At 33.5% G+C, this 21838-nt stretch carries 25 protein-coding genes; 16 read left to right on the top strand and 9 right to left on the bottom strand.

The window, feature by feature from the left end:
• Positions 1 to 55: 55 nt before the first annotated feature.
• Positions 56 to 985, bottom strand: coding sequence for a cobalamin-binding protein (locus NSED_RS05690; protein ID WP_014965298.1), 930 nt, complete (start codon positions 983 to 985; stop codon positions 56 to 58).
• A gap of 101 nt (positions 986 to 1086) precedes the next feature.
• Here NSED_RS05690 and NSED_RS05685 point away from each other — a divergent pair, with 101 nt between their 5' ends.
• On the top strand, positions 1087 to 2244 hold the full coding sequence (locus NSED_RS05685; protein WP_014965297.1) for an Nre family DNA repair protein: 1158 nt from the start codon (positions 1087 to 1089) through the stop codon (positions 2242 to 2244).
• Here the strand turns inward: NSED_RS05685 and NSED_RS05680 are convergent.
• Positions 2241 to 2783 (bottom strand): DUF1722 domain-containing protein, encoded by a 543-nt coding sequence (locus NSED_RS05680; protein ID WP_026090111.1) that lies wholly within the window; start codon positions 2781 to 2783, stop codon positions 2241 to 2243. The genes NSED_RS05685 and NSED_RS05680 overlap by 4 nt on opposite strands.
• A 139-nt stretch (positions 2784 to 2922) precedes the next feature.
• Between NSED_RS05680 and NSED_RS05675 the strand changes: the two genes are divergently transcribed.
• From NSED_RS05675 to NSED_RS05665, 3 genes are all read left to right on the top strand, one after another.
• Positions 2923 to 3819, top strand: a complete 897-nt coding sequence (locus tag NSED_RS05675; protein WP_016940302.1) for a hypothetical protein — start codon at positions 2923 to 2925, stop codon at positions 3817 to 3819.
• Positions 3820 to 3905: 86 nt separating this feature from the next.
• Complete coding sequence (locus NSED_RS05670; protein ID WP_014965294.1) at positions 3906 to 4661, top strand: DUF432 domain-containing protein; 756 nt, start codon at positions 3906 to 3908, stop codon at positions 4659 to 4661.
• A complete protein-coding gene (locus NSED_RS05665; protein ID WP_014965293.1) occupies positions 4661 to 5485 on the top strand; it encodes a mechanosensitive ion channel family protein in 825 nt (274 codons plus the stop codon). The genes NSED_RS05670 and NSED_RS05665 overlap by 1 nt, the downstream gene beginning before the upstream one ends.
• Before the next feature lie 12 nt (positions 5486 to 5497).
• On the opposite strand, the gene NSED_RS05660 is transcribed toward NSED_RS05665, so the two are convergent.
• Together NSED_RS05660 and NSED_RS05655 are read right to left on the bottom strand one after the other, a co-directional pair.
• Positions 5498 to 5767, bottom strand: a complete 270-nt coding sequence (locus NSED_RS05660) for a hypothetical protein (protein ID WP_014965292.1) — start codon at positions 5765 to 5767, stop codon at positions 5498 to 5500.
• Between the two features lie 95 nt (positions 5768 to 5862).
• Complete coding sequence (locus NSED_RS05655; protein WP_014965291.1) at positions 5863 to 6546, bottom strand: hypothetical protein; 684 nt, start codon at positions 6544 to 6546, stop codon at positions 5863 to 5865.
• Positions 6547 to 6765: 219 nt separating this feature from the next.
• Here NSED_RS05655 and NSED_RS05650 point away from each other — a divergent pair, with 219 nt between their 5' ends.
• The 3 genes from NSED_RS05650 to NSED_RS05640 all read left to right on the top strand — a co-directional run bounded on the left by NSED_RS05650 (position 6766) and on the right by NSED_RS05640 (position 8061).
• On the top strand, positions 6766 to 7200 hold the full coding sequence (locus NSED_RS05650; protein WP_016940303.1) for a pyridoxamine 5'-phosphate oxidase family protein: 435 nt from the start codon (positions 6766 to 6768) through the stop codon (positions 7198 to 7200).
• A gap of 130 nt (positions 7201 to 7330) precedes the next feature.
• The gene (locus NSED_RS05645; protein ID WP_014965289.1) at positions 7331 to 7660 is read left to right on the top strand and encodes a pyrimidine dimer DNA glycosylase/endonuclease V; all 330 of its coding nucleotides are present in this window, start codon (positions 7331 to 7333) and stop codon (positions 7658 to 7660) included.
• An 86-nt stretch (positions 7661 to 7746) separates the two neighbouring features.
• The gene (locus NSED_RS05640) at positions 7747 to 8061 is read left to right on the top strand and encodes a hypothetical protein (protein ID WP_014965288.1); all 315 of its coding nucleotides are present in this window, start codon (positions 7747 to 7749) and stop codon (positions 8059 to 8061) included.
• A gap of 9 nt (positions 8062 to 8070) precedes the next feature.
• Here the strand turns inward: NSED_RS05640 and cysS are convergent, their stop codons facing one another.
• The 4 genes from cysS to NSED_RS05620 form a co-directional block, all read right to left on the bottom strand.
• Positions 8071 to 9459, bottom strand: a complete 1389-nt coding sequence (gene cysS / locus NSED_RS05635) for a cysteine--tRNA ligase (protein WP_014965287.1) — start codon at positions 9457 to 9459, stop codon at positions 8071 to 8073.
• Position 9460: 1 nt separating this feature from the next.
• Positions 9461 to 10252: an NAD+ synthase gene (locus NSED_RS05630; RefSeq protein ID WP_014965286.1), complete on the bottom strand. Its 792-nt coding sequence runs from the start codon at positions 10250 to 10252 to the stop codon at positions 9461 to 9463.
• A 216-nt stretch (positions 10253 to 10468) separates the two neighbouring features.
• Positions 10469 to 10855 carry a hypothetical protein gene (locus tag NSED_RS05625; RefSeq protein ID WP_014965285.1) on the bottom strand — a complete coding sequence of 129 codons (387 nt, stop codon included), beginning with the start codon at positions 10853 to 10855 and terminating at the stop codon, positions 10469 to 10471.
• Positions 10856 to 10999: 144 nt separating this feature from the next.
• Entirely contained in the window at positions 11000 to 11302 is a 303-nt protein-coding gene (locus NSED_RS05620; RefSeq protein WP_014965284.1) for a Rieske (2Fe-2S) protein, read from the bottom strand.
• A gap of 75 nt (positions 11303 to 11377) precedes the next feature.
• Between NSED_RS05620 and NSED_RS05615 the strand changes: the two genes are divergently transcribed.
• The 7 genes from NSED_RS05615 (at position 11378) to ilvC (ending at position 19929) form a co-directional block, all read left to right on the top strand.
• Complete coding sequence (locus NSED_RS05615; protein WP_014965283.1) at positions 11378 to 12619, top strand: adenosylhomocysteinase; 1242 nt, start codon at positions 11378 to 11380, stop codon at positions 12617 to 12619.
• 38 nt (positions 12620 to 12657) lie between these two features.
• Entirely contained in the window at positions 12658 to 14313 is a 1656-nt protein-coding gene (gene metG, locus NSED_RS05610; RefSeq protein WP_014965282.1) for a methionine--tRNA ligase, read from the top strand.
• 2 nt (positions 14314 to 14315) lie between these two features.
• Complete coding sequence (locus NSED_RS05605; protein ID WP_014965281.1) at positions 14316 to 15068, top strand: DUF726 domain-containing protein; 753 nt, start codon at positions 14316 to 14318, stop codon at positions 15066 to 15068.
• 379 nt (positions 15069 to 15447) lie between these two features.
• Positions 15448 to 16368: an EF-Tu/IF-2/RF-3 family GTPase gene (locus NSED_RS05600; RefSeq protein ID WP_014965280.1), complete on the top strand. Its 921-nt coding sequence runs from the start codon at positions 15448 to 15450 to the stop codon at positions 16366 to 16368.
• A gap of 217 nt (positions 16369 to 16585) precedes the next feature.
• A complete protein-coding gene (locus NSED_RS05595) occupies positions 16586 to 17800 on the top strand; it encodes a thermonuclease family protein (RefSeq protein WP_014965279.1) in 1215 nt (404 codons plus the stop codon).
• Positions 17801 to 17856: 56 nt separating this feature from the next.
• Positions 17857 to 18738: a nucleotidyltransferase domain-containing protein gene (locus tag NSED_RS05590; RefSeq protein ID WP_014965278.1), complete on the top strand. Its 882-nt coding sequence runs from the start codon at positions 17857 to 17859 to the stop codon at positions 18736 to 18738.
• 177 nt (positions 18739 to 18915) lie between these two features.
• Entirely contained in the window at positions 18916 to 19929 is a 1014-nt protein-coding gene (ilvC, locus tag NSED_RS05585) for a ketol-acid reductoisomerase (RefSeq protein ID WP_272942440.1), read from the top strand.
• A gap of 9 nt (positions 19930 to 19938) precedes the next feature.
• Here ilvC and NSED_RS05580 read toward each other — a convergent pair whose 3' ends face one another.
• Positions 19939 to 20361 carry a cobalamin B12-binding domain-containing protein gene (locus tag NSED_RS05580; RefSeq protein ID WP_016940308.1) on the bottom strand — a complete coding sequence of 141 codons (423 nt, stop codon included), beginning with the start codon at positions 20359 to 20361 and terminating at the stop codon, positions 19939 to 19941.
• Between the two features lie 101 nt (positions 20362 to 20462).
• Here NSED_RS05580 and NSED_RS05575 point away from each other — a divergent pair, with 101 nt between their 5' ends.
• Entirely contained in the window at positions 20463 to 20726 is a 264-nt protein-coding gene (locus NSED_RS05575; RefSeq protein WP_014965275.1) for a hypothetical protein, read from the top strand.
• 142 nt (positions 20727 to 20868) lie between these two features.
• Positions 20869 to 21771: a transcription initiation factor IIB gene (locus tag NSED_RS05570; protein WP_420804839.1), complete on the top strand. Its 903-nt coding sequence runs from the start codon at positions 20869 to 20871 to the stop codon at positions 21769 to 21771.
• The last annotated feature ends 67 nt before the right edge of the window (positions 21772 to 21838 follow it).

Genomic DNA, 21838 nt, shown 5'->3' with positions numbered 1-21838 from the left:
TTAGACATAACAGATTGTGTGTTATTTCATATGACAGCCGTTTTTTGAGCCTGTTTTAATTATTCACAATATGTACAAATGAGTTATCTGAGACTTTTAAATTGATAAATTTTTCAGGCTGGATTATTTTTGCAAGAATTTCAATTCCCTCTATAGTTCTGATGCTTGGTTTGCTAAAAAATGAATTTGCATCCACTGCAAAAACCCTTTCTTTTTTTACCGCAGTTAAAGAATTCCACATCTTATTATTTTTTAGGACTTTATTGTATTCTGAAATTGTTCTATGAGTATCAAAACCACAGGGCATTAAAATTATGATGTCTGGGTTTGATTTTGTTATTTCTTTCATTGTTAATCTTCTTGAGTGTTCTCCTGTCTTACTAATCATGTTAATCCCCCCTGCGATTTCAATCATTTCTGGAACCCAATGACCTGCTGTGAAAAATGGTTCAATCCATTCAATTGCAAGAACTTTTAGATTTTTTTTAATGGTTGATTCTTTGATGTTTTGAATTCTTTTTTCTAATGAATCTGTAATCTCTTTGGCCTTTTCTTTACAGTTTAGTATTCTTCCTAATTTTGTCACCGATTCTATGATTTCTTTTATATTGTGTGGATCCATTGAATGAATAATTGGTTTTGTTTTTAGAATTTTGATTGCCTTGTTTACCTGATTAGTATATGCAGCACACGCTTCACACGTTTCTTGAGATATTATCAAATCTGGCTCTGCTTTTTTTAAATTACTTTCATTTAAAACAAAAATATCCTTACCTTCATTTAACAACTTACATGTTGTATCGTTGATCTCTTTACTAGTTAATTCGTCTGAATTTATTACAGTGCTGATAATCTTAGGTTTTGATAATGCATCTTTGGGAAATTTACATTCATGAGTTACTCCGTACAGATTATCTTGCTTACCTAATTCGTAAAGTAATTCAGTTGCACTCGGCAAAAAAGACACAATTCTGTCAACTGTCATATTTTTGTTAGTGAAAATTATCCTTTAAACACCATCCGTTGACAAACCATCAATTTTTCTTATTAGGCAGATTAATAGGCCAATTTTAGGCACAAATTAACATGTCTTTTGATTCTCAAAACATTCGTCATGCAATTTTGGCTAAATGGCATGAATCCATTTCAAAACATGGGAATCTATTTTCTTCTGATTCTGTTAGTGGAACAAGCCCTCCATCTGTTTTTGTTGGCTCGTATGATTATCCTAAAGTCTTTGTTGGTCCTATGGTTCCTCCATTGCATGGTGATACAAGCTTACTTGATAGTCCTGAACAGTGGAAAGGAAAGTCTTTGGAAGACATTGTTAATTTTAGATTGAATTTAGTTCGGGGCATACAAAAAATACCTATTGACCAAACTGATGGACGTTACATTGAAAATCTTCAAGAGGTTGCAATGTCTTCAAAACCTATAGATTCTGATTTGATTTTTCAAAAAGCTACATCTCCCAACATTTCTATGGATGGGGAGAGTGCTCCTTTTGGTCCTGTTGGTGAAATCAAATCTGCAAAATTCTCTGGAACTACATCTGTCAAATCTATAGAAAAAACATATTATGATAAAGATTTGAAAGCCCAAGATGCTGTATTAAATTTATATAATTCTGGAATTGAAATTTCAAAAATTCAAAAATGTTTTAGCATTGGAATGTTGGGCCAAAAAAGGAAACTAGTGCCCACTAAATGGAGCATCACTGCAACTGATGATATAATTTGTAAATCTCTCACTGAGGATATTTTGAATTACGGTTTAATTGATTCTTATCGAGTATTTTCATATGAGCACTTGGGGAATATCTTCACCGTTGTATTGTTTCCGCATAGATGGGTCTATGAAATGATTGAAGCATGGTATTCTAATGATATTATCGGTTTTGGTTCTGATCATGAAGATGCACGTGGAATAGATCATCCCCCAAAAATTGCTGGTGCATATTTTGCAGCAAAATTAGGTGTTTTGGAGTATCTGAATAGGCACAAAATTCAGGCAGGAGCTGTGATTTTACGAGAAATTCGTCCTGAATATGCTATTCCAGTTGGTATATGGCAAGTACGAGAAGGAATTCGCGAGGCAATGAATCAAAACTGTGTCGTCGCCGATAATTTTGATCATGCTTTATTTTTGGCATCAAAGAAGATGAGTATTAGCAAGTCTGAATGGCTATCTCATGGTAATATTATTGAATTAATGAGACAAAAAACAATATCTGATTTTTTTTAATATCTTTCTTTTGATAACCGTTTAAACAAATTCCCTGAGTTGAGATTTGAATATAGTAAAAAATATGTCTGACCAGCAAGATATGTGTTATTGAATCGATAAATCACTGAATTAATTTCAGACAGGATTTCTCCGATGGTGATGCTTTCTTCTTTGAATTCTCCCAATAAATTAAAAAACCATTCTTTCTCTTGTTGATTAAAATTATTTGAAAAATACCCAAAAATATGTAATAGCACATTACTGTGTTTCTTGATTGTAGGTTCGCTTTCTAATGCTTTTTTAAGATGTACCTCGAATTCTTTTACTATTTTTTGGAATTGATTTTTTTTGTTACTTGCAACAATATTTCCTAAAATCTTTAATTCATGCTGATTATGTGCCATGACCATATACTTGTTCATCGCTTGAAATGAAACCAAATTTTCTATTTTATTTGAATTTTTTACATCCTGAAATCTTTTCATTACAAATTCAATCGCATCTTTTTCTGAAATTGAATGTGTTTCTGAGTTTATTGTTTCATGTTTTTTATCCACTTTTGAAGTTCTTTTCAATTTGCATATAAGCAAATTCTTCTTTCTGATCAATTGGCACTATGTTTTAATCACTGTTGAATGTTACCACTAGATAATACCTTGGCACTAGCTTATATATAATGAAAAATAATAACTCATGATGAAAATCACAATAACTACAATCGCATCAATTCTGATAATTGCTTCAACTGTTTCTACTGCATATGCAGAAGTCCCTAGTTGGGTTAAAAACAACGCGGGATGGTGGGCAGATGGAACAATATCTGAATCTGAATTTCTTACTGGGATTTCATTTCTAATAAAAGATGGAATAATCAAAGTGCCTTCAACATCTATATCTTCAGAAACTTCTGACAAAGTCCCTAGTTGGGTTAAAAACAACGCGGGATGGTGGGCAGATGGAACAATTTCTGATGGTGAATTTGTAAATGGGATTCAGCATTTGATGAAAATTGGATTAGTAACTGTTCCTTCATCTGAAATCTCTCTAGGTGAAGTTTCTGCTGACTCTGGGGATTTGGAATTGGCTTTACTTCAAAGTGAATTAGATGAATGCTCAAAGATCACAAAAGCCTATGACCGACTAAACTGTGAAAGATCTGCAAAACATGAAATCACTGCATATAATTACAAACTGATTTCTCAACCATATCAAGCCGGACCTGTTACTTACTACTGGCCTGGATTTGGAACTGAAGGAAATAGCTTTGAAATAACCTCTTCGGGACAAGCAATGCTCCGACTTAGAATCTTAGTTGAAAATAACGGTTCTATTCAAGAAGCCCTTTTCTGTACAGGACCTGCAATTTGTAACTATGATGTTACCAATGGTGACACTGATTACAAATATTCAGGAATGGATTTTACAAACGGCCAAATAATTTTGCCCCCTGGACAATCTAAAATATTCAACATGTTCTTTGGACCTAATATTGGTGGTGGAGGAACTACATTTGAATACGATTCAAATAAAGACTATTACTTTAGAGGCAGTGAATCCTTTGGCAGCATCTCTATTCCATTAAATCTGGAATAATCCCCTATTTTCGATTTTTTTTAAATAGATTGATTTTTTATGATACAAGAGATTAAATTCAAGATCCTATTGTTGACATTGAAAAGATGACTGAAGAAACTATTGAAAATACTTTTTCAAATTATGGGTTATATGATATTGGTGAATCTCTTGAATTAAACCTGCCTGGTACTGAGATTAGAATTAGAAAGATTAGCGAAAACGTATTTTCATATTCTAGAAAAAATTTTGATGATGATTTAATTGAGAAAATAATTCCTATAAATTCCTCTAAACTTCAAATTGAATTGTGTCCAATAAGACCGTTAAATTACCCTGCAAGACGTACAGCTTACATGTATCTGGATGTTGAGACTCCTATCTTTTTATCTGAAAATTCTGCTGCCACTGTTTTCTTACGCTGTCCCATTGAGATAGGTGTCTTTTTTATACATGATAATCATAAAGATTCACTTGATTGTTTTACATGTGACCCTATCAATTCCAGATTTTGCCTCTATGGCTCCCCCGAATCTGGTTCTCTATGCAAATATGCAAAATCTGAGATAGTTGAATCTTATGATGATTCTATTCCATTTGTTAATGGTGTTTTAAAAGTAAACCTGAAAAACGACTTATCTAAAGGTCTTAGTATTAGTAGAATTGTTTTTCCAATATCTGATAATTCCATTTATTATCAAGACTCGCATGCAATACTTGATTCCTTGAATGCTGTTTTGAAGAAAAAACTCACACTTGAAATAATTGATGTTGTTTCTGAAAAAATTCAAACTTCTTTTACTTTATCTCCAACTTATGAAAAAATTGAAACAGTAAAACATATGGACATGGGTGTTGAATGATGGTTTTGGAATTTTTATCAAATTTATCTGAAATTGAAATTACTGGTGGATTGACTCTTCTCTCTCTACTCATTGGGGGAATAATCATGGGAGTTGGTGTAATTATTGCACGAACTATTAGAGTATTATTTGCAAAATACTATGGTCCAAAATTGCCTCAGGATTCGGCAAAAAACTTTGGTAAGCTAATTTATTTTGGAATTATAGTTATCTCCTTTTTGGTTTTTACGTCCACTACAGGTTTTGATTTCTCTGGATTGCTTGTTGCAGGAGGGATATTTGGTATTGTGATTGGATTTGCAACTCAATCGGTTGTTTCTAATTTAATTTCAGGCATCTTCTTGATGATTGAAAAACCTGTAAAACAAGGTGATACAATTGAGATTCCTAGTTCTGATGTAACTGGAACTTTGCTTGATATTAGCACTTTTTCTGTTCGCGTAAAAAAATTTGATGGAACTATAATTCGAATTCCGAATGAATCCTTTTTTACATCAAATATTCGTTCATTATCCTCAACTCCTGTAAGGAGATCTGAGGCTATGATTGGAATTGCGTACAAAGAAGACATTGAGGGGGCTATATCTGTCATGGCTAAAGAAATTCGTAAATCTATGAAATTTGTTTTGATGCTTCCTAAACCTGAATTTAGAATCAATGAGCTAGCTGATTCGAGTGTGAATATTGAAATTTTGGTTTGGCATCCTCGAAATGATTGGGATCAAGTTGGTCCAATTTTACTCAAAGTTGCTAAAAAGGCATTAGATGAAAATGGTATAGAAATACCATTCCCTCAACGTGTTATTTGGAATGCAAAAGAATAGTTTGTGAGTAATCTAAGCTGTCACTTTTTGAACACGTCGTTTCTTAATCAAACTAAACATGATCATCCCCACATTGATAATTGAAATAATTTCTATTAGATCAACTCCATACAAGAACCAGTCTATTATTGGATGAACTCTGGATACAATTCCTGCCTCTAACATGATGTCTGCATTCCATACCATATGTGGTACTTGAATGAATTGAATAATTGCAATTAAAATAACACTGCCGAGTATTTTGTTTTCATACCAATTCCAAAATTTATTCCATACATTCATGTAGTAACTTATTTTTTTACCATATTAAACACCTCGAAAATTAGATTCTCCTAATTAGACACTCCTAATTTTTTTAGGCATAAATTTTAGAATGTTTAGCTTAAGCTTTTGTTTTTAATTTTTCTTTTTATTGCAAATGCTGTGATCAAAATTAAGATTATTATTATGAAAAATAAAATCATGATTGAAATGTAATCATTTACAAATATTTTTGTCTCCCACCATGATTGTGGGAGAATTAAAAAAATATTTTCACTTGAAAAATCTTCTATCGTGCCTATCGCTAAACTATATTTTCCCTTTTGGTTTTTTTCATCTAGAACTATGATGAAATATTCTCCATCTGCAGATAATTCTGTATTGATTTCTTGTCTTTCCCAATAGGTTACCTGTCCAAACGGTTCATAGAACTCATTTGATGGGAAATTTCCCTCATATGGAAATTTTTTAATGTTGTTTTGTGATTGTATATTATTCACATTTTGATTATTTTCTGGACTAACTAAAATAAGAGTTGGAGAATATTTTTCCAATCCTTCAATTTTTGGAATCACGATACTTGCATAAAGTGATTCTCCCTTTTTACTATCAAATGAGTAAAATTTGGCTTCGTTCACTCCTAAATTTTCATAGATTGCCCATGAAATTTTATGATCTGGAATCTTTAATGCGTTATCGATATCTCTATGGGAATCATCATGTGTAATCAATTTGTGAGCGTAAGCTGGACTTGAAGCAAAAAGAATGATAATGGATATTATGCTTATAATTTCTTTCATGTGTATTTTTTTTTAAAATGGTATTTTAACTCGACTTTGATTAAACCGTGTTAGCACTAGTTATAATTTTGAGCACTATTCATATATTGAAAAATCAAAAATTGATTATGAAATACGCTATCTCTCAAAAATGTAATCAATGTGGTTATACCTTTGAAGGATGGTCTTGTGATTATTGCTATAGCAAATCTATTATAAAATTTATTGGAGGTAATTATCATGCAACAATTAGATAAGCAATTCTGCGACAACATGATTGATGACTCAAGAATCCCGATACGGATTGCATTCATAAAGCATGATGGCTCTCCAAATATAATATCACTATGGTATGAACTAATTGAAGGAAAAATTTATTGCGCTACACAGAAAAAAGCAAAAATAGTTTCATATTTGGAAAAAAATCCTCATTGTGGATTTGAAATTGCCGCCGATAAACCTCCATACAAAGGATTTCGTGGAACTGGTCTTGCAAAAATTATCCCAAGTGATGGAAAAAAAATCCTTTCATTATTAATGGCAAAATATCTTGGTGATAAAACATCTACCTTGTCTCAATATTTGCAAAAAAATCTAAGCACAGAAGTTGCAATTGAAATAACTCCTCAAAAAATCGTCTATTATGATTATTCTAAAAGAATGAAGGATGTTTAATATTATGAAAGATGATACTTGTCCAACATGTGGTTCTAAAAATTTTGAAAACGCACTTTTTGAAGAGGCAAAAAATTATTGTAACAATTGCAAAAAATTCTGGTTTGTATAAAAAGATGGGTGTTATTAAATGAGAATTTGGGATATTTCTCCAAATCTGTTATGTAGAAATCATTTGTTAGGAGAACATAGAGAACTGCATGCAATGTGGGTAATAATTACTGAAAAGAAAAAAGGATATTCTCTACACCCTGAAACACTTCGATGGTATGGCAAGCTTAATGCCCTGTATCTTAGGCACGAATTATTGGCAAATGAGATGTGTTCTAGAGGTTATAATCATAAAAGCCCTCTTGATAAAAGGAAGGCTACTGGAAAATCACTTCAAGACGTTTTCATTGATGATCCGTTAGACCAAATCAAAATTCTAAAAAACAAAAACTGTGATTGCAAAATATGATGTATATTTTAGCTCAGTAAAGTTAGCACTATCTAAAAAATTACCCCTAGGTTATATCTCATGAATTGTAAATAAGAGTGAGAAAAATGCAACAAACAACAAACCAAAAAACCCCTCAGTTAAAGTTCGCAGCAATTTTAGCTGTTGCGATTTCAGTAACACTGGTGTTTACAATCACCCCTTGGAATCTGATTCCTATCTCTGTTACTGAAGATGTGACAGTAATTGCAGTAACTAACTATGGCTGTGTTGGAGAGTCCGCTATTGGACGTTCCGTTGTTGTTACTAATTGCAGTGCTGCTGTTGGAGATACTGTTTCTGCAACATTCAACATTCCTGCAATGGAAATCAACGGATATTATGACAGAATTGAGGATAAATTAAAGATGGTTAATCCTTAATTCTATTTTTTATTTTTCCGCTTTTATTTTCTCTTTTATCATCCAGATTGTCTTGCCTTTGTGATCAATTAGTTCTATATTCATTTCATTTAATTTATCTCGTATTCTGTCTGCAACTTCAAATTGCTTCTCTTTTCTTGATTGTTCTCTCTGGCGAATTAATTTATCAATTTCTTCTTTCTGACTGTCTGTTATTTCTGGAATAGTTAATCCTAAAATTTCTAACATCCTTTTCAATTCTTTTTTAATTATTCTGGAATTTTCTTTTCCGAGTTTTTCATCGGCAGCTAATCTGTTAGTTTCTTTTACTAATTGGAAAAATGCCGATAATGCCAAGTGTGTATTAAAATCATCATCTAACGCATTATCGAACTCTGCGACCACTTTATTGACGAATTCATTTATGTTTTCACTATTTTCATTATTTGCATGAATCAATTCATAATGACATGTTTCTACCTGTCTCCATTTGATGAGATTTTCTTTAAGTAATTCTTCAGAATAATCAATTGGCTTTGAATAATGTCCTGATAAACAAAATAGTCTGATGATGTTAGGTCCCCAGTTTTCAATAACATGTTTAATCGATTTTACATTCCCAATGGATTTTGACATTTTTTCCCCATCGATAGTGACCATTCCAACATGCATCCAAATTTTTGCAAATTGTTTACCTGTACATGATTCGGATTGTGCAATTTCATTTTCATGATGTGGAAAAATCAAGTCACGTCCTCCTCCATGAATGTCAAAATTTTCTCCAAGATACTTTATGCTCATCGCAGAGCATTCTATGTGCCATCCTGGACGTCCTTTGCCCCAAGGACTATCCCAGACTGGTTCTTTGTCTGATATTTTCCATACTGCAAAATCAAGTGGATCTTTTTTCTCTTCGTCTACTTCGATTCTTGCCCCTGATTGAAGTTCATCGATTTTCTTTTTAGATAATTTTCCGTATTCTGGAAATTTTGATACAGAGAAATACACTCCATTTTTTGTTGGATATGAAACACCTTTCGCAATTAATTTTTCAATAAATTTTATGATTTCTGGGATGTGCTTTGTTGCTTTAGGATAGTTTGTAGCCCGTTTCACATTTAGTCCGTCAAAGTCCTTATAGTAATTTTCAATATACTTTGTACTGATTTGGTCTGCCGTTTTGTTTTCTTCATTGGCACGATTGATAATTTTATCATCTACATCTGTAAAGTTTTGAATGAATTCAATTTCTATTCCCTTGGATTCAAGATATTTTCTTAATACATCAAAAACTATGATTGTCCTTGCATGGCCTATATGAGATTCGTCATAAACTGTAACTCCACAAAGGTAAATTTTGACTTTTTTTGAAATGTCTACCTCTTGCTCTGATTTTGATAATGTATCTTGAAGTTTCATTCTAATCTCTGTCTGGTTTTTGCGACGGTAATCTTTTATGTTCACTGTTTTTGTATAGTTGGTTTATTTTTTCTATAACCTCTTTATCGATTTGAGTACTTTTTTCTGTTTCATCTATTGAGAGCTTTTTTTCAAACATGCAATACAAAATTGAATCAATCTCCTCATATGATGTCCCAATCTCTTCCTCTGCTTCATGATCTTTCCATAGGTGGGGACTGCTTTTTTTTGCAATGACCTTTTCAGGTACTCCTAGATACTTTGCAATTTCTCTTACTTGTAGTTTGTATAGTGAAATAATTGGTGTAATGTCTGATGCTCCGTCTCCAAATTTTGTAAAATACCCAATCATGTATTCGCTTTTGTCACTTGATCCTAACACCAAGTAGTTTCTGATATTTGCATAATAATATAGAATGTTTGTTCTGACTCTGGCCCTGAGATTCCCTTTTGCTTTTTCATTTGGTTCAAGATACATAGAATATTCCTTTATTATCGGACCGATGTCGATTAACTTGTATTCTATCCCAGTTAATGCAATCATCTTGAGTGCATCCTCTGTTTCTGATTTTGGAGTAATTGATGTGTCTGGCATTATTATTGCAAGAGTTTTATCTTGAAGATTCCTCTTGCAAATGTAAGCTAAAACTGCTGAATCTATACCTCCGCTTAATCCTAAGATGACTCCTTTTGCATGATTTTTTTCAATTTGTTCTTCTAGAAAATTCTCAATTGTTTTGGTAATTTTTGAATAATCTTGATTTGTGATCTCGTTTATGATTTCTTGATTCAACAATTGTTCTTGAGAATATATGAGAATAAAACTTATGCTTAATATCCCATCTGAGTTTGCTCATTTTGAACACACAATATTCCATATACTTTGTTAGAGTAGTAGGATTACAGAATAATACCTGTGCCCAACATAACCCATACCTAGCACTGGGGGAGGGAGATTTGTCCCTTCTCTTTTGCTCCCTTAGATTGAGTATGTAATATCTAATATTTCTTAATTATTTTCTAAAATTTCAAACGTTGTTGATGCTATCTGTACCCCGTGATAGCTTAGATTTACTTGATGAACTCCGACTTGTGATTCATTTGTAATGTGAAGTAGTGTATAGATGTCTCCGTTTTTAGAGGCATATGAGTTGATTTGATTTTCTGATTCGTCTGGTGAGATAATTGTTATGGTAATTTGATCCCCTCTAGAATAGTCTTCAACAAATCCTAGAAAAACAATTTCTTGATAATTGTATTTTGATTTTGGCTGCTCAAACTTTTCTTCATCTACTGCAATGTAGCTTGTAGTTTGTGATTCTACAGCAAATGCAAACTGTGAGATACCAATTACTAGAACTCCCAACAATACTGGGAGAATTATCTTACTTTGCATAATTAAATGCCTATTTCTAGACATAAAAGAAATATGCAAACATTCCATGAATGGAACTTGGCCAATTTTGTAATTTTTTAACATAACACAAGTTGTGACCACAATTACGATGTCTTTTTTTTAATTTACAGTGATTTTTTGGGATTAAATGTCGATATAGATGCCATCGTCTCTGGCCTCTACCGGGTACGTTTCAAGTTTTACATCTTTGAGATAATCTGTCAGTTCACCTGTCTTGATATTATAATGCCAAAAATGTAATGGGCATTCTACAATATCTCCTTCTAGTTTTCCTGGTGCAATAGATCCGTCTTGATGAACACAGAGATCATCCATTGCATGATATCCATCTTGATTAAAAATTGCAATTTGTTTGCCGTCGACTTTGAATGCTTTCCCTTTGCCTGCTTCTACTGCCCCTTTATCAGCGATTTTCTTCCAAGTCAATAAATTTCTGATATGTTTGTCATTTATTTACATTCGCATGATAGAATCATATAGACGTAAAATGAGTTAAATTTGTTGAGTAAAGTAAAATCCAGTCCAAAATTAATCAAAGAAGGAAAATTGTCTTATGAATGGGCTAGATCTCATATGCAAATTCTTGATAATACCATTAATCGTTATAAAAAAACAAAACCTTTGAAGGGAATTACTTTGGGATTTTGTCTTCACATTACTAAAGAAACATCTGTTTTACTAATGGGTGCAAAAGAGTTAGGTGCAACAGTTGCTTGTTGTGGTGGAAATCCTCTTACTACCCAAGACAATATTGCTGCATTTTTGGCTTCTCAAGGCATTCATGTTTATTCTTGGCATGGACAATCTGTCAAAGAATATGATTGGTGTATTGATCAGGTGTTAAAACATAGTCCGACAATTCTAACTGATGATGGTGCTGATATGAACATCAAAGCTCATTTTGATAAGCGATTTAAAAATATGAAAATTTTAGGTGCCACTGAAGAAACCACTGCTGGTGTAACAAGAATTAGAGCAGTAGAAAATCAAGGCAAACTTCGCTATCCTGTTATCTTGGTTAATGAAGCATACACAAAACACATGTTTGATAATAGATATGGTACTGGACAAAGTACAATCGATGGCTATCTTCGCGCAATGAATCTTTTGATGGCGTCAAAACGTGTTGTAGTTGTAGGCTATGGTTGGGTTGGACGTGGTGTTGCATCTAGATGTCAAGGAATGGGTTCTAAAGTTATTGTCACTGAGGTTGATCCTGTAAAAGCATTAGAAGCTCATATGGATGGATTTGAAGTAATGCCGATGGCACAAGCTGCAAAAATTGGTGACATGTTTATCACATGTACTGGAATGACTAGTGTGATTCGAAAAGAGCATATCATGAAAATGAAAAATGGTGCAATCATGGGCAATGTGGGTCATTTTGATGTTGAAATTGATAGTAAATTTTTATTAAAATCATCAAAGTCTGTTAAAGAAGTAAGACCTAATCTTGATGAATGTACATTGAAAAATGGGAAAATAGTTTATCTTATTGGACAAGGCCGTCTTGCTAATTTAGTTGCAGCAGAAGGTCATCCTCCTGAAGTAATGGCCCAGTCATTTTCAAATCAGATTTTATCTGTTTTGTATATTCTTAAAAATCATAAAAAGATGGAAAATAAAATCATCAATGTTCCTGAAGAAATTGATCAACAGATAGCAGTTGATGCACTAAAAGCAATGGATGTTAAAATTGACAAACTTACTCCAGAGCAAGTAAAATATGCAAACAACTGGTAAAACTTCTTAACCTTGATCCCGTCACTGGCTAATATCCAATGAACAAAAAAGCAATCATTACAAGTGCATTACCTTATGCAAATGGTGAAATTCATCTTGGCCATGTGGCCTCCACATACCTTCCTGCTGACGTGACTACTAGATTCTTGAAACTAAATGGTGTTGAAGCATACTATGTTTGTGCATCTGATGATTTTGGAACTCCTATCCTAATTCAATCTGAAAAAGAAGGTAAAACTCCTGCTGAGTATGTTGCATACTGGAATAAACGAGATTATGATGACTTTTCTGCCTTTAATATTGGATTTGACTATTTTTACAAAACTAGTTCTTCAGAAAATATTGCTTTTGTTCAGGATGTGTTCAAAAAATTAAATGACTCTGGACATATTTATGAAAAAGAAATTATTCAATTCTATTGCAATAATGATAAAAAATTCCTCCCTGATAGATATGTAAAAGGCATCTGTCCTTACTGTAAGGCTGAAGATCAATACTCTGATCTTTGTGAAAGTTGTGGCCGTGTCCCTGAGGAAATCACTGATCCTAAATGTTCTCTATGTGGTCAACCTCCTACTAAAGAAAAAACAAAACACTATTTTTTCAAACTCAAAAACTTTGGTGAGTCTTTATCAAAATGGCTGGATGAAAATCAAAATCTACAAAAGGATGTTAAAAAATATGTTCAAAATTGGATAAAATCCGGATTAATTGATTGGGATGTTACAAGAGATATTCCTTGGGGCGTACCTGTTCCATTGGATGATGCAAAGGGCAAAGTGTTCTATGGTTGGTTTGACAATCATTTAGCTTACATTTCAACTGCAATCAAATTTCTAAATGATAAAGGGATGGATGGAAAAGACTTTTGGAATTCTGCTGATATTTACCATTTTATTGGAAAGGATATCGTTTATCATCATTATCTCTTCTTGCCTGCCATGAGATTGGGAATTGATAGTGAATACAAGCTACCTGATTACATTCCAACTCGTGGACATCTAACATTACAGGGAAAAAAGATTTCTAAAAGCAGGAATTGGTATATTGGATTAAAACAATTTTTAGAATATTATCCTGCAGACTATTTGAGATTCTACCTTGTTTCAATAAACCCTTACTCTCAAGATGATTTGAATTTTGACTGGGATGATTTTACAACCCGAATTAATTCTGAATTAATTGGGAATCTTGGAAATTTTGTTAATCGTGCACTTGGATTTACAAAAAAAGCATTTGATGGAAAAGTTCCTGAACCTGATTCTTTTGATGATCATGATTTGGAGGCTGAACAAAAAATCAAAAACCTTGCATCTGATGTAGGCTCTCTTATGGAGCAAAACCATCTTGATAGGGCTTTGAAGAAAATTATGGAGTTTTCCTCGTTTTTCAATCAATATTTTCAGCACAAAGAGCCTTGGAAAAAAGGTCCTGGAACTGCTAACTGTGTGTATCTTTCAGTAAACGCTGCTAGAAGTATGGCAATTGCTTTGTTTCCTTTCTTACCTGAATCTTCCCAGAAAATTTGGAATCAACTTGGGTTGAATGAAAATATAAACGAGTCATCATGGAATGACATGTCCGTCTTGGGAATTTCGGCTAACCATGTATTAGGTGATGCCACTCCTTTGTTTACAAAAGTTGAAGAATCCGATATTGAAAAACTAAAAAGTCAATTAGGCCCATCTGAGTAAAAATGAAACCTGTCCCAAGAATCTCTACTAGGGGTTATTATGATCTTTCTAATGGCAACACCTTAAAAAATAATAGGTACTACACATATCCAAAAAATGATTTTAAAAAATTAATCGGCTCGCAAGAAATTGCCATTATGATTCATGGTCTAAGAAACGATAACGCCGGAGCTATCGCAAAAGTTGTTCTAGCAAAAAAACAATTACGTAAATTAGGATACCTTCATCCTGTAATTGGATTCAGCTATGATTCGAATACTGCTGGAGCTCATTTGATAAAACAAGCAAAACATGCATTATCTGTTGGTCAAAAAATTGCAAAGAAAAATGGAAAAAATCTTGGTAAATTCATTGAAGATTTTAAAGAACTCAGTCCCAAAACAAAGATCAGATTAATGGGTCATTCATTGGGCTCTCAAGTAATTTTGAGCACTCTTGAATATCTTGCAAAAAAGAAACAAAATATTGGAATTGTAGAGGGTGCATATTTTTTTGGTGCTTCAATTAATGAAGATATTCCATCATCAAAAAAATATGGTAAAATACTTGAATCCGTTGTACGCTCAAAAATTGTAAATTACTATGCTCCAAAAGATGAAGTTCTTAGTTGGGCAAATCATGAAAAATATGTTAAAGGCCCACTAGGTCTAAATGGTGCTACTGGCAGGCCTGTTAAGAAATATCATCAAAAGCTAGTCAGGCCAAAAAATCATAGATTTGCAAGCTATGCTGCAGTTTTGAGTTCGTTTCCTTGATTTTCTTGAACTCTCTGGTTCAGTATGATTAGTACGTTAATTTTTTATACAAAAAAACCATTCATACTTTATGAATAGTATTGATTCCAATTCTGGTAACAAATCTATCTTATATCATCTACAAATTTTAGATGAGGAATCTGATCTAAATGCAGATCTCTCGGATTATCCATGCTAAATTTCACAAATTACTTTTGGAATAAGAAAAATATTGCTAATGGTACTGTTATGCTAATCGTTTTACTGGATATCGTCTAGAACAATTAATTTCATTTGAACAATGTGGATCAGAATTATGTGATAGTTGTATGAAAAACTAGACTGACATATGTTTTGAAAAATTCAAAACTTCATAAGATCCATTTTTGAACAAAAATTTATGGTTAGATCTGTGAATTTTGTTGTTTTAGGAAAACAGGACATAGCATCTGATTTTGGAAAAAAAGGCACTGAAACTGATCTTACTCTTTATGACCGAAAAGAGTCTGATATAATCAAAACTTGGGTTGTTCCAAGTGGGTTTCCAGATAAAATCCAACCTCTTTTCCAAGCAATTAATCTGGCTGAATATGTTATTCTTCATGTTGATAAATTAGATAAATTCACTGGAGAACAAATTATTGCACTTGATTCATTAAAAAAAGAGAAAGGAATCTTGTCTCACACTTTTGATGTTGATGAATCTAAATTAGATATGATGATTAAAGGAACTGTAGTTGAGAAATATGTCAAAGTTGATCAAGATAAAATCAAAGAAGAGATGGATAAACTAGAGCCCATCACAAATGATGAACCTTCTGAAATGGTAATTGATCATTGTTTTGATGTTAAAGGTGTTGGAACTGTCATTTTAGGTAAAGTGACAAATGGTACTGTAAAACAATATGATAATTTGAAATTATATCCTTTAGGAATTGATGTTTTAATCAAATCTATTCAGATGCACGATGATCCTGTGAATGAATCTGTGTGTCCTGCAAGAGTTGGATTGGCAGTAAAGGGTGTCAAACCTGATGAAGTTGGACGTGGTGATGTCATTTCTAAAGAAGGTGCAGTTGATGTAAAAACAGAAATTGATCTTGATTTTCAAAAAAGCCCTTTTTACAAAAATGACATTGCTGAAAATCAGGGATGCCTAGTTAGCATTGGGTTACAAATTAAAGCTGCAAAATTCTCCTCAATATCTCCACTAAAACTAATTTTTGAAAAACCAATAGTGTGCAAGACTGGACAAATTGCTGTGATTCTAAAACCTGAATCTTCCACAATTAGAATTCTAGGTAGTGGCACAATACAATAGACTGATTTAATTAAATCAAATGTAATAATTGATTATTCATGGAACCTATTCGTGCTTGCCCAATTTGTCCTAAATGTGGTTCAAAGAGATTCATTCGACTCTCTGGTGAAAAGGTTACTGTAAAATGTCGTTCTTGTGAGAAAATAATTGAAATCTAAATCATAGTTAATATTTGCTGAATCTAATGCACAGCCCCTTATAGCTGTGAGTATCTAGTATGTTGGTGATAAAAACTAGATTTTTGATAATTATTGGAATTGTTTTGATACTTCCTGTTTACATTGTCCATGCAGAAAATTCTCCTAAATACACTGAAGCACAACTGCAATGGAGTGAACACATCTTTGGTATTGTCAACGGAACTGGAACTGCAAAAATTATTCTAATAGACTATGATTCAAACAAGATTACACATTATGCTGAAACTGTTCCTGTATTCGTGTTTTCAGATAGTTCTCCTGAAGGCATAACATTACTGCTATATGAAACAGAAAAAAATTCTGGAATCTTTGAGCGAACTTTTTCATTTAGTGATAAACGCTCTGCTCCAAATATCTTGCATACAATGGAGGGCGATACTGCAACTGTTATGTATACTGATAACACCCTACCTCTAAATCATGAATTTTCTGAGATACGTCTCAGGGAAACTACTTTGATAGGATTGCTTGGATACCCTGTTGAGCGTCTTCCTGCAAGCAATCCTAGAATTGTAGATTTGAGTGGAAATCAAATTGATTCTCCAAATATCGGTGAGCAGGTTTTACTAACATCAGATATTGTAAGCCAAGAAGATCATCCTCAAGAATTTATCTGGATTGTTCAAACTTTAGACTCTCAAAAACGAGTCCAATCACTGTCATGGATTAATGGAACAATAAACCCTCAATCATCATTTAGTCCTTCGACTTCGTGGATCCCAGAAGTGATTGGAGATTACAAAACTACATTTTTTGTATGGGAAAGCATTGATAATCCAACTGCATTGTCTCCTCCAATTCAAATAGAATTTTCAGTGGATAGAGAAAATCTTAAAAAAACAAACTCAGATCATAGCAGTATTTCATGTGGTGGGGAGAAATTATGTCTCACAGAAAAAGTAGTTCAAATTATTGATGGTGATACACTATATTTACAGGGAGGATACGAAGTGCGATTATCACTCACAAACACGCCTGAAAGATACGAGAAAGGATTCTATGAAGCCAGCCAATTTACTGCAAACCTGTGTCCAATAGCAAGTACTGTGACAGTAGACCAAGACGACAAGCAACCTTATGATGTGTATGGCAGGCTATTGGGAAAAGTAACATGCATAGACCGTGTGCTAAATTCTGAGCTTCTTTATGAAGGACATGCAAATATCCTCAAACAGTATTGTACGACAAGTGAGTTTTCTAATGAATCATGGGCAAAGGAGTTTGGTTGCTAAGTAATTGTATCTGTATGATTTATGAGTGTGTACGCTTGACCTGTTTTTGATTTATCATGTCTATTCAAAATAAATCACTAGAAAAATTCATGAAAGAGATGGTTGCAGATTTAACTGCAAAATTTCCCGATGAGATTGTTTCATTTGTACTGTTTGGCTCTGCAACAACAGGTGAATGGATTCGTGGAAAATCCGACATTGACTGTATTGTAATTATAAAAAATAAAAAATTATGTAAAGAGATTGAAAATTATCTAAGCAGTCTTTTGCTCACTCTTGATGCAAAATATAATCTAAAACTATCAGACACATGTACATCCTACAAAAAGACTGACAATCCTGCACTTGATCTAATCTTTAAGACTGAAAACAAGATGATGTTTGGACAGCCGTTTTATGTGGTAGCAGAGGATCAGCTTGACCTGAAAGGATTTAAGATAAGAAAAAACCTCAAAGTGGAGATTGGAACCAGAACCATTGTGTCTCTTGGTCTGTTCTTGCAGAGAATAAAAAATACTGGAATTATTTTGTATGGACGTGACATACGAAAAGAAATACCAAAAACGGTTCCTACTCTTGAGAAGATAAAGGCATCATTTAATGCGATGTTGCTCTTGATGATGAGCTTTGTGATATTTCCATTCAGTTTTAACTCTGCATTCTCTCATGCAGTAAAGGCAAATTTCTGGGCATGTGATGACGTATTATTTGCATTAGACAAACCTCTGTCCACTACAAAACAGGAGATCCTTGACATCTGTTCAATTTTTAGCAAGTCTGAGATTGATTCAGAGCATCTGCTAATGTCCTTGGAATACAAAAAAACTAAAGACAATATGAAACTCAATAAGGGATTTGTTTTTGGATACATGATAAAGAGCACAAAATTCGTTTATGGGCTGTATGCTGTTACTCTAAAAAGGATGTTGAGAAAATGAAAACTAGACTTTCATAATTAATTCGATTCTCTTTTCATAATCCATGTCGAATTATCTCAAAAATATGTCTAAAAATGACTCAAGAGTCCGTGTTATGGCGAACTCTCGGATCAAAGCATGGTTATCTAGAATTTTGATATAATAATACTATGGTTCGCTTTAGTTAATATTTGCAATATTTGTCTCAGAATCATGGCAAAAACATGGAAAGATGCTGATATCAGTCTTGATCCAATTAAGGATCAAACAATTGCTGTAATTGGTTACGGAATCCAAGGTGATGCACAAGCAAACAACATGAAAGACTCTGGTCTTAATGTGATAATTGGTCTTAAAGAAGGCGGTAACAGCTGGAAAAAGGCAGAAGCTGATGGTCACAAAGTAATGTCTGTTGCAGATGCAACAAAACAAGCAGACATTGTTCACATGTTGATTCCCGATATGATTCAAGGTCAGATATACAAAGACGAAATCGGCCCCAATCTTTCAGATGGAAAAGCATTGTCATTTTCTCATGCAGCTGCAATCTATTGGAAATGGATTGAAGCACCAAGCAATGTTGATTTAATCATGATTGCACCAAAGGGCCCTGGTTCTAAAGTTAGAGAGACATATCTTGACAATTTTGGAACTCCTGCAATTGTTGCTGTAGAACAAGATTCTACAGGAAAGGCTTGGGATAGAACATTGGGAATTGCAAAAGCAATTGGTAGTGCAAGAGCTGGATTAATCAAAACTACTTTCAAAGAAGAAGTAGAAACTGATTGGTTTGGTGAACAAGCAGACCTTTGTGGTGGAGCAGCTTCTATGGTTACAAATGCATTTGAAACTCTTGTTGAAGCAGGATATCAACCAGAAATTGCATACTTTGAAGTTTTACATGAGCTCAAACTCATTGTAGATATGATTCAGAGATATGGAATTAATGGTATGTGGAGACGTGTTAGTGAAACTGCCCGATATGGTGGATTAACTCGTGGACCAATGGTTATGGATTCTGCAAACAAAGAGAATATGAAAAAAGTTCTCACCATGATTCAAGATGGTACATTCAACAACGAGTGGATTTCTGAATATCAGAAACATGGTAAGGATGCATTTGATAAACACATGAAAGTATATGACGAACACCAAATTGAAAAAGTTGGTAAAGAAATGCGTAAAATGATGTGGCCTGATTCCACAGAATAATCTTTTTTCTTATATTTTTCTTAATTTCGAAACTCCAGTTGTAATGTGGTCTATTATTGTAGGCAATGGTGTCCCTGGACCAAATACATGATCAACTCCTGCTTTTACAAGTTCGTTATGATCAACTTCTGGAATGACTCCTCCCCCAACTATTAACACATCATTGATCCCTTTCTTTTTTAGTGTCTTGACAACTCTTGGGAAAAGTGTCCCATGTGCTCCATTTAACAAACTCATTGCTATTGCATCTACATCTTCATCTTCTGCAATCTGTGCAATTCTTTCTGGAGTCGCAAAAAGCCCTGAATAGATAACTTCCATTCCTGCATCTCTGAATGCCCTACATAGAACGAGTGCTCCTCTATCATGACCATCTAATCCTAATTTGGCAACTAAAATTTTGATGCTTCTTGTTGCGGCTTTTTGTTTCATGATTATAGTTGTATTTTGGGATATTTTAAAAGGTTTATTTGATTTATACATCTTCACCTCTTCAAATATATTGATTTAATCCCTAATGGTATAGATAAGATATGACTGAAGATGTATGTGATTTTTGCAAAGGTGTAGGTTCTTCATCTACAAATGTCTGTGTGTATTGCAATGGGACTGGTGAATGGAATCAAGCTGCTCAAGCATATGTGAAAAATCATATTTGTCAATGTATTGTACTTGATAGAAAATTCTGTCCTGTATGTAACAAAGCATGTCATCATGACACAACATTAAATCCAAAACAAACTATCGACCCTGGATATGGTGGCAATTCTACTCCTGAAATTACTGTTATTGCATAACTCGAAAAAACATCCTATTCTCGTTTAACGAAAATACTCACACTTCTTATAGATGAGAAATGTTCTTAAATTATGTCTGAAGGTATCGTAACTTACTCTATGTCTATTACAAATATACTAATCTATGAGGTTAGAAATTAAAATGGATAATCCAACATGTGCTAGATGTGGAAAAAATTCTCTTTTGACTGATGAAGTTACGGGAGAAAATTTTTGTGGAAAATGTGGATATGTAATTACTGAAAAGTCTCAAGAATCTGGTCCCGAATGGAGATCATTTCAAAAAGACGGGGGGGCTGATCCTGCAAGAACTGGTGCTCCATCATCATTAATGATCCATGATATGGGGTTATCTACTGTGATCAATCCGTTAAACAAGGATGCATCAGGAAAACCTCTTTCGACTTCTATGAAAAGTACTATTGAACGATTAAGAACTTGGGATAGCAGAAGTCAAGTTCATGCTCCTGTTGATAGAAATTTGAGACAAGCTCTAAGTGATTTAAATAAATTAAAAGATAAAGTTTCCATCCCTGCCAATGTTTTAGAGAAAGCAGCTTACATTTACAGAAAAGCTTTAGAAAAAAAATTAGTTAGAGGAAGATCCATCTCTGCAATGATTGCTGCATCACTTTATGCTGCATGTAGAGACACTGAAACTCCTAGAACTTTAAAAGATGTTGCTGATGCTGCAAATGTCAAACGAAAAGACATTGCACGCTGTTATAGATTATTACATCATGAATTGGAATTAAAAATGCCTGTGGTTGATTCTATTCAGTGTATTGCACGAATTTCAAGTAAGCTTGAGATATCTGAAAAAACAAAACGATATGCCGTCAAAGTTCTCAAAGAAGCACAAGAGCGTAAAGAATCTGCCGGTAAGGATCCAATGGGACTTGCAGCAACTGCACTTTATCTGTCATGTGTAAAGAATGGTGTGTCTATTACCCAACGAGATCTTGCAGAAGCTGCAGGAGTAACTGAAGTTACTATCAGAAACCGTTACAAGGGATTAAAAGCTGAACAATCTGTAAAAACTTAATCTTTTTCTGTCTTGCATTGCACACATGTGTCTGCCCAGTAATTATATTCTAAAATCACCTACAGTA

Origin of the sequence: Candidatus Nitrosopumilus sediminis (assembly GCF_000299395.1) — an archaeon.
In the GTDB taxonomy this organism is placed as follows: domain Archaea; phylum Thermoproteota; class Nitrososphaeria; order Nitrososphaerales; family Nitrosopumilaceae; genus Nitrosopumilus; species Nitrosopumilus sediminis.
The sequence above is the reverse complement of the archived record's forward strand: the minus strand, read 5'-3'. Positions and strand labels throughout refer to the sequence as shown.

What these genes read in the sequence shown, in the direction of transcription:
- NSED_RS05575 (WP_014965275.1), top strand. Translation starts at nt 20,463, where the DNA reads ATGACTGAAGATGTATGTGATTTTTGCAAAGGTGTAGGTTCTTCATCT.
- NSED_RS05665 (WP_014965293.1), top strand. Translation starts at nt 4,661, where the DNA reads ATGGTTTTGGAATTTTTATCAAATTTATCTGAAATTGAAATTACTGGT.
- NSED_RS05640 (WP_014965288.1), top strand. Translation starts at nt 7,747, where the DNA reads ATGCAACAAACAACAAACCAAAAAACCCCTCAGTTAAAGTTCGCAGCA.
- NSED_RS05645 (WP_014965289.1), top strand. Translation starts at nt 7,331, where the DNA reads ATGAGAATTTGGGATATTTCTCCAAATCTGTTATGTAGAAATCATTTG.
- NSED_RS05650 (WP_016940303.1), top strand. Translation starts at nt 6,766, where the DNA reads ATGCAACAATTAGATAAGCAATTCTGCGACAACATGATTGATGACTCA.
- NSED_RS05595 (WP_014965279.1), top strand. Translation starts at nt 16,586, where the DNA reads ATGTTGGTGATAAAAACTAGATTTTTGATAATTATTGGAATTGTTTTG.
- NSED_RS05605 (WP_014965281.1), top strand. Translation starts at nt 14,316, where the DNA reads ATGAAACCTGTCCCAAGAATCTCTACTAGGGGTTATTATGATCTTTCT.
- NSED_RS05660 (WP_014965292.1), bottom strand. Translation starts at nt 5,767, where the DNA reads ATGAATGTATGGAATAAATTTTGGAATTGGTATGAAAACAAAATACTC.
- NSED_RS05655 (WP_014965291.1), bottom strand. Translation starts at nt 6,546, where the DNA reads ATGAAAGAAATTATAAGCATAATATCCATTATCATTCTTTTTGCTTCA.
- NSED_RS05675 (WP_016940302.1), top strand. Translation starts at nt 2,923, where the DNA reads ATGAAAATCACAATAACTACAATCGCATCAATTCTGATAATTGCTTCA.
- NSED_RS05670 (WP_014965294.1), top strand. Translation starts at nt 3,906, where the DNA reads ATGACTGAAGAAACTATTGAAAATACTTTTTCAAATTATGGGTTATAT.
- NSED_RS05625 (WP_014965285.1), bottom strand. Translation starts at nt 10,855, where the DNA reads ATGCAAAGTAAGATAATTCTCCCAGTATTGTTGGGAGTTCTAGTAATT.
- cysS (WP_014965287.1), bottom strand. Translation starts at nt 9,459, where the DNA reads ATGAAACTTCAAGATACATTATCAAAATCAGAGCAAGAGGTAGACATT.
- NSED_RS05570 (WP_420804839.1), top strand. Translation starts at nt 20,869, where the DNA reads ATGGATAATCCAACATGTGCTAGATGTGGAAAAAATTCTCTTTTGACT.
- NSED_RS05590 (WP_014965278.1), top strand. Translation starts at nt 17,857, where the DNA reads ATGTCTATTCAAAATAAATCACTAGAAAAATTCATGAAAGAGATGGTT.
- NSED_RS05600 (WP_014965280.1), top strand. Translation starts at nt 15,448, where the DNA reads ATGGTTAGATCTGTGAATTTTGTTGTTTTAGGAAAACAGGACATAGCA.
- NSED_RS05690 (WP_014965298.1), bottom strand. Translation starts at nt 985, where the DNA reads ATGACAGTTGACAGAATTGTGTCTTTTTTGCCGAGTGCAACTGAATTA.
- NSED_RS05580 (WP_016940308.1), bottom strand. Translation starts at nt 20,361, where the DNA reads ATGAAACAAAAAGCCGCAACAAGAAGCATCAAAATTTTAGTTGCCAAA.
- NSED_RS05685 (WP_014965297.1), top strand. Translation starts at nt 1,087, where the DNA reads ATGTCTTTTGATTCTCAAAACATTCGTCATGCAATTTTGGCTAAATGG.
- metG (WP_014965282.1), top strand. Translation starts at nt 12,658, where the DNA reads ATGAACAAAAAAGCAATCATTACAAGTGCATTACCTTATGCAAATGGT.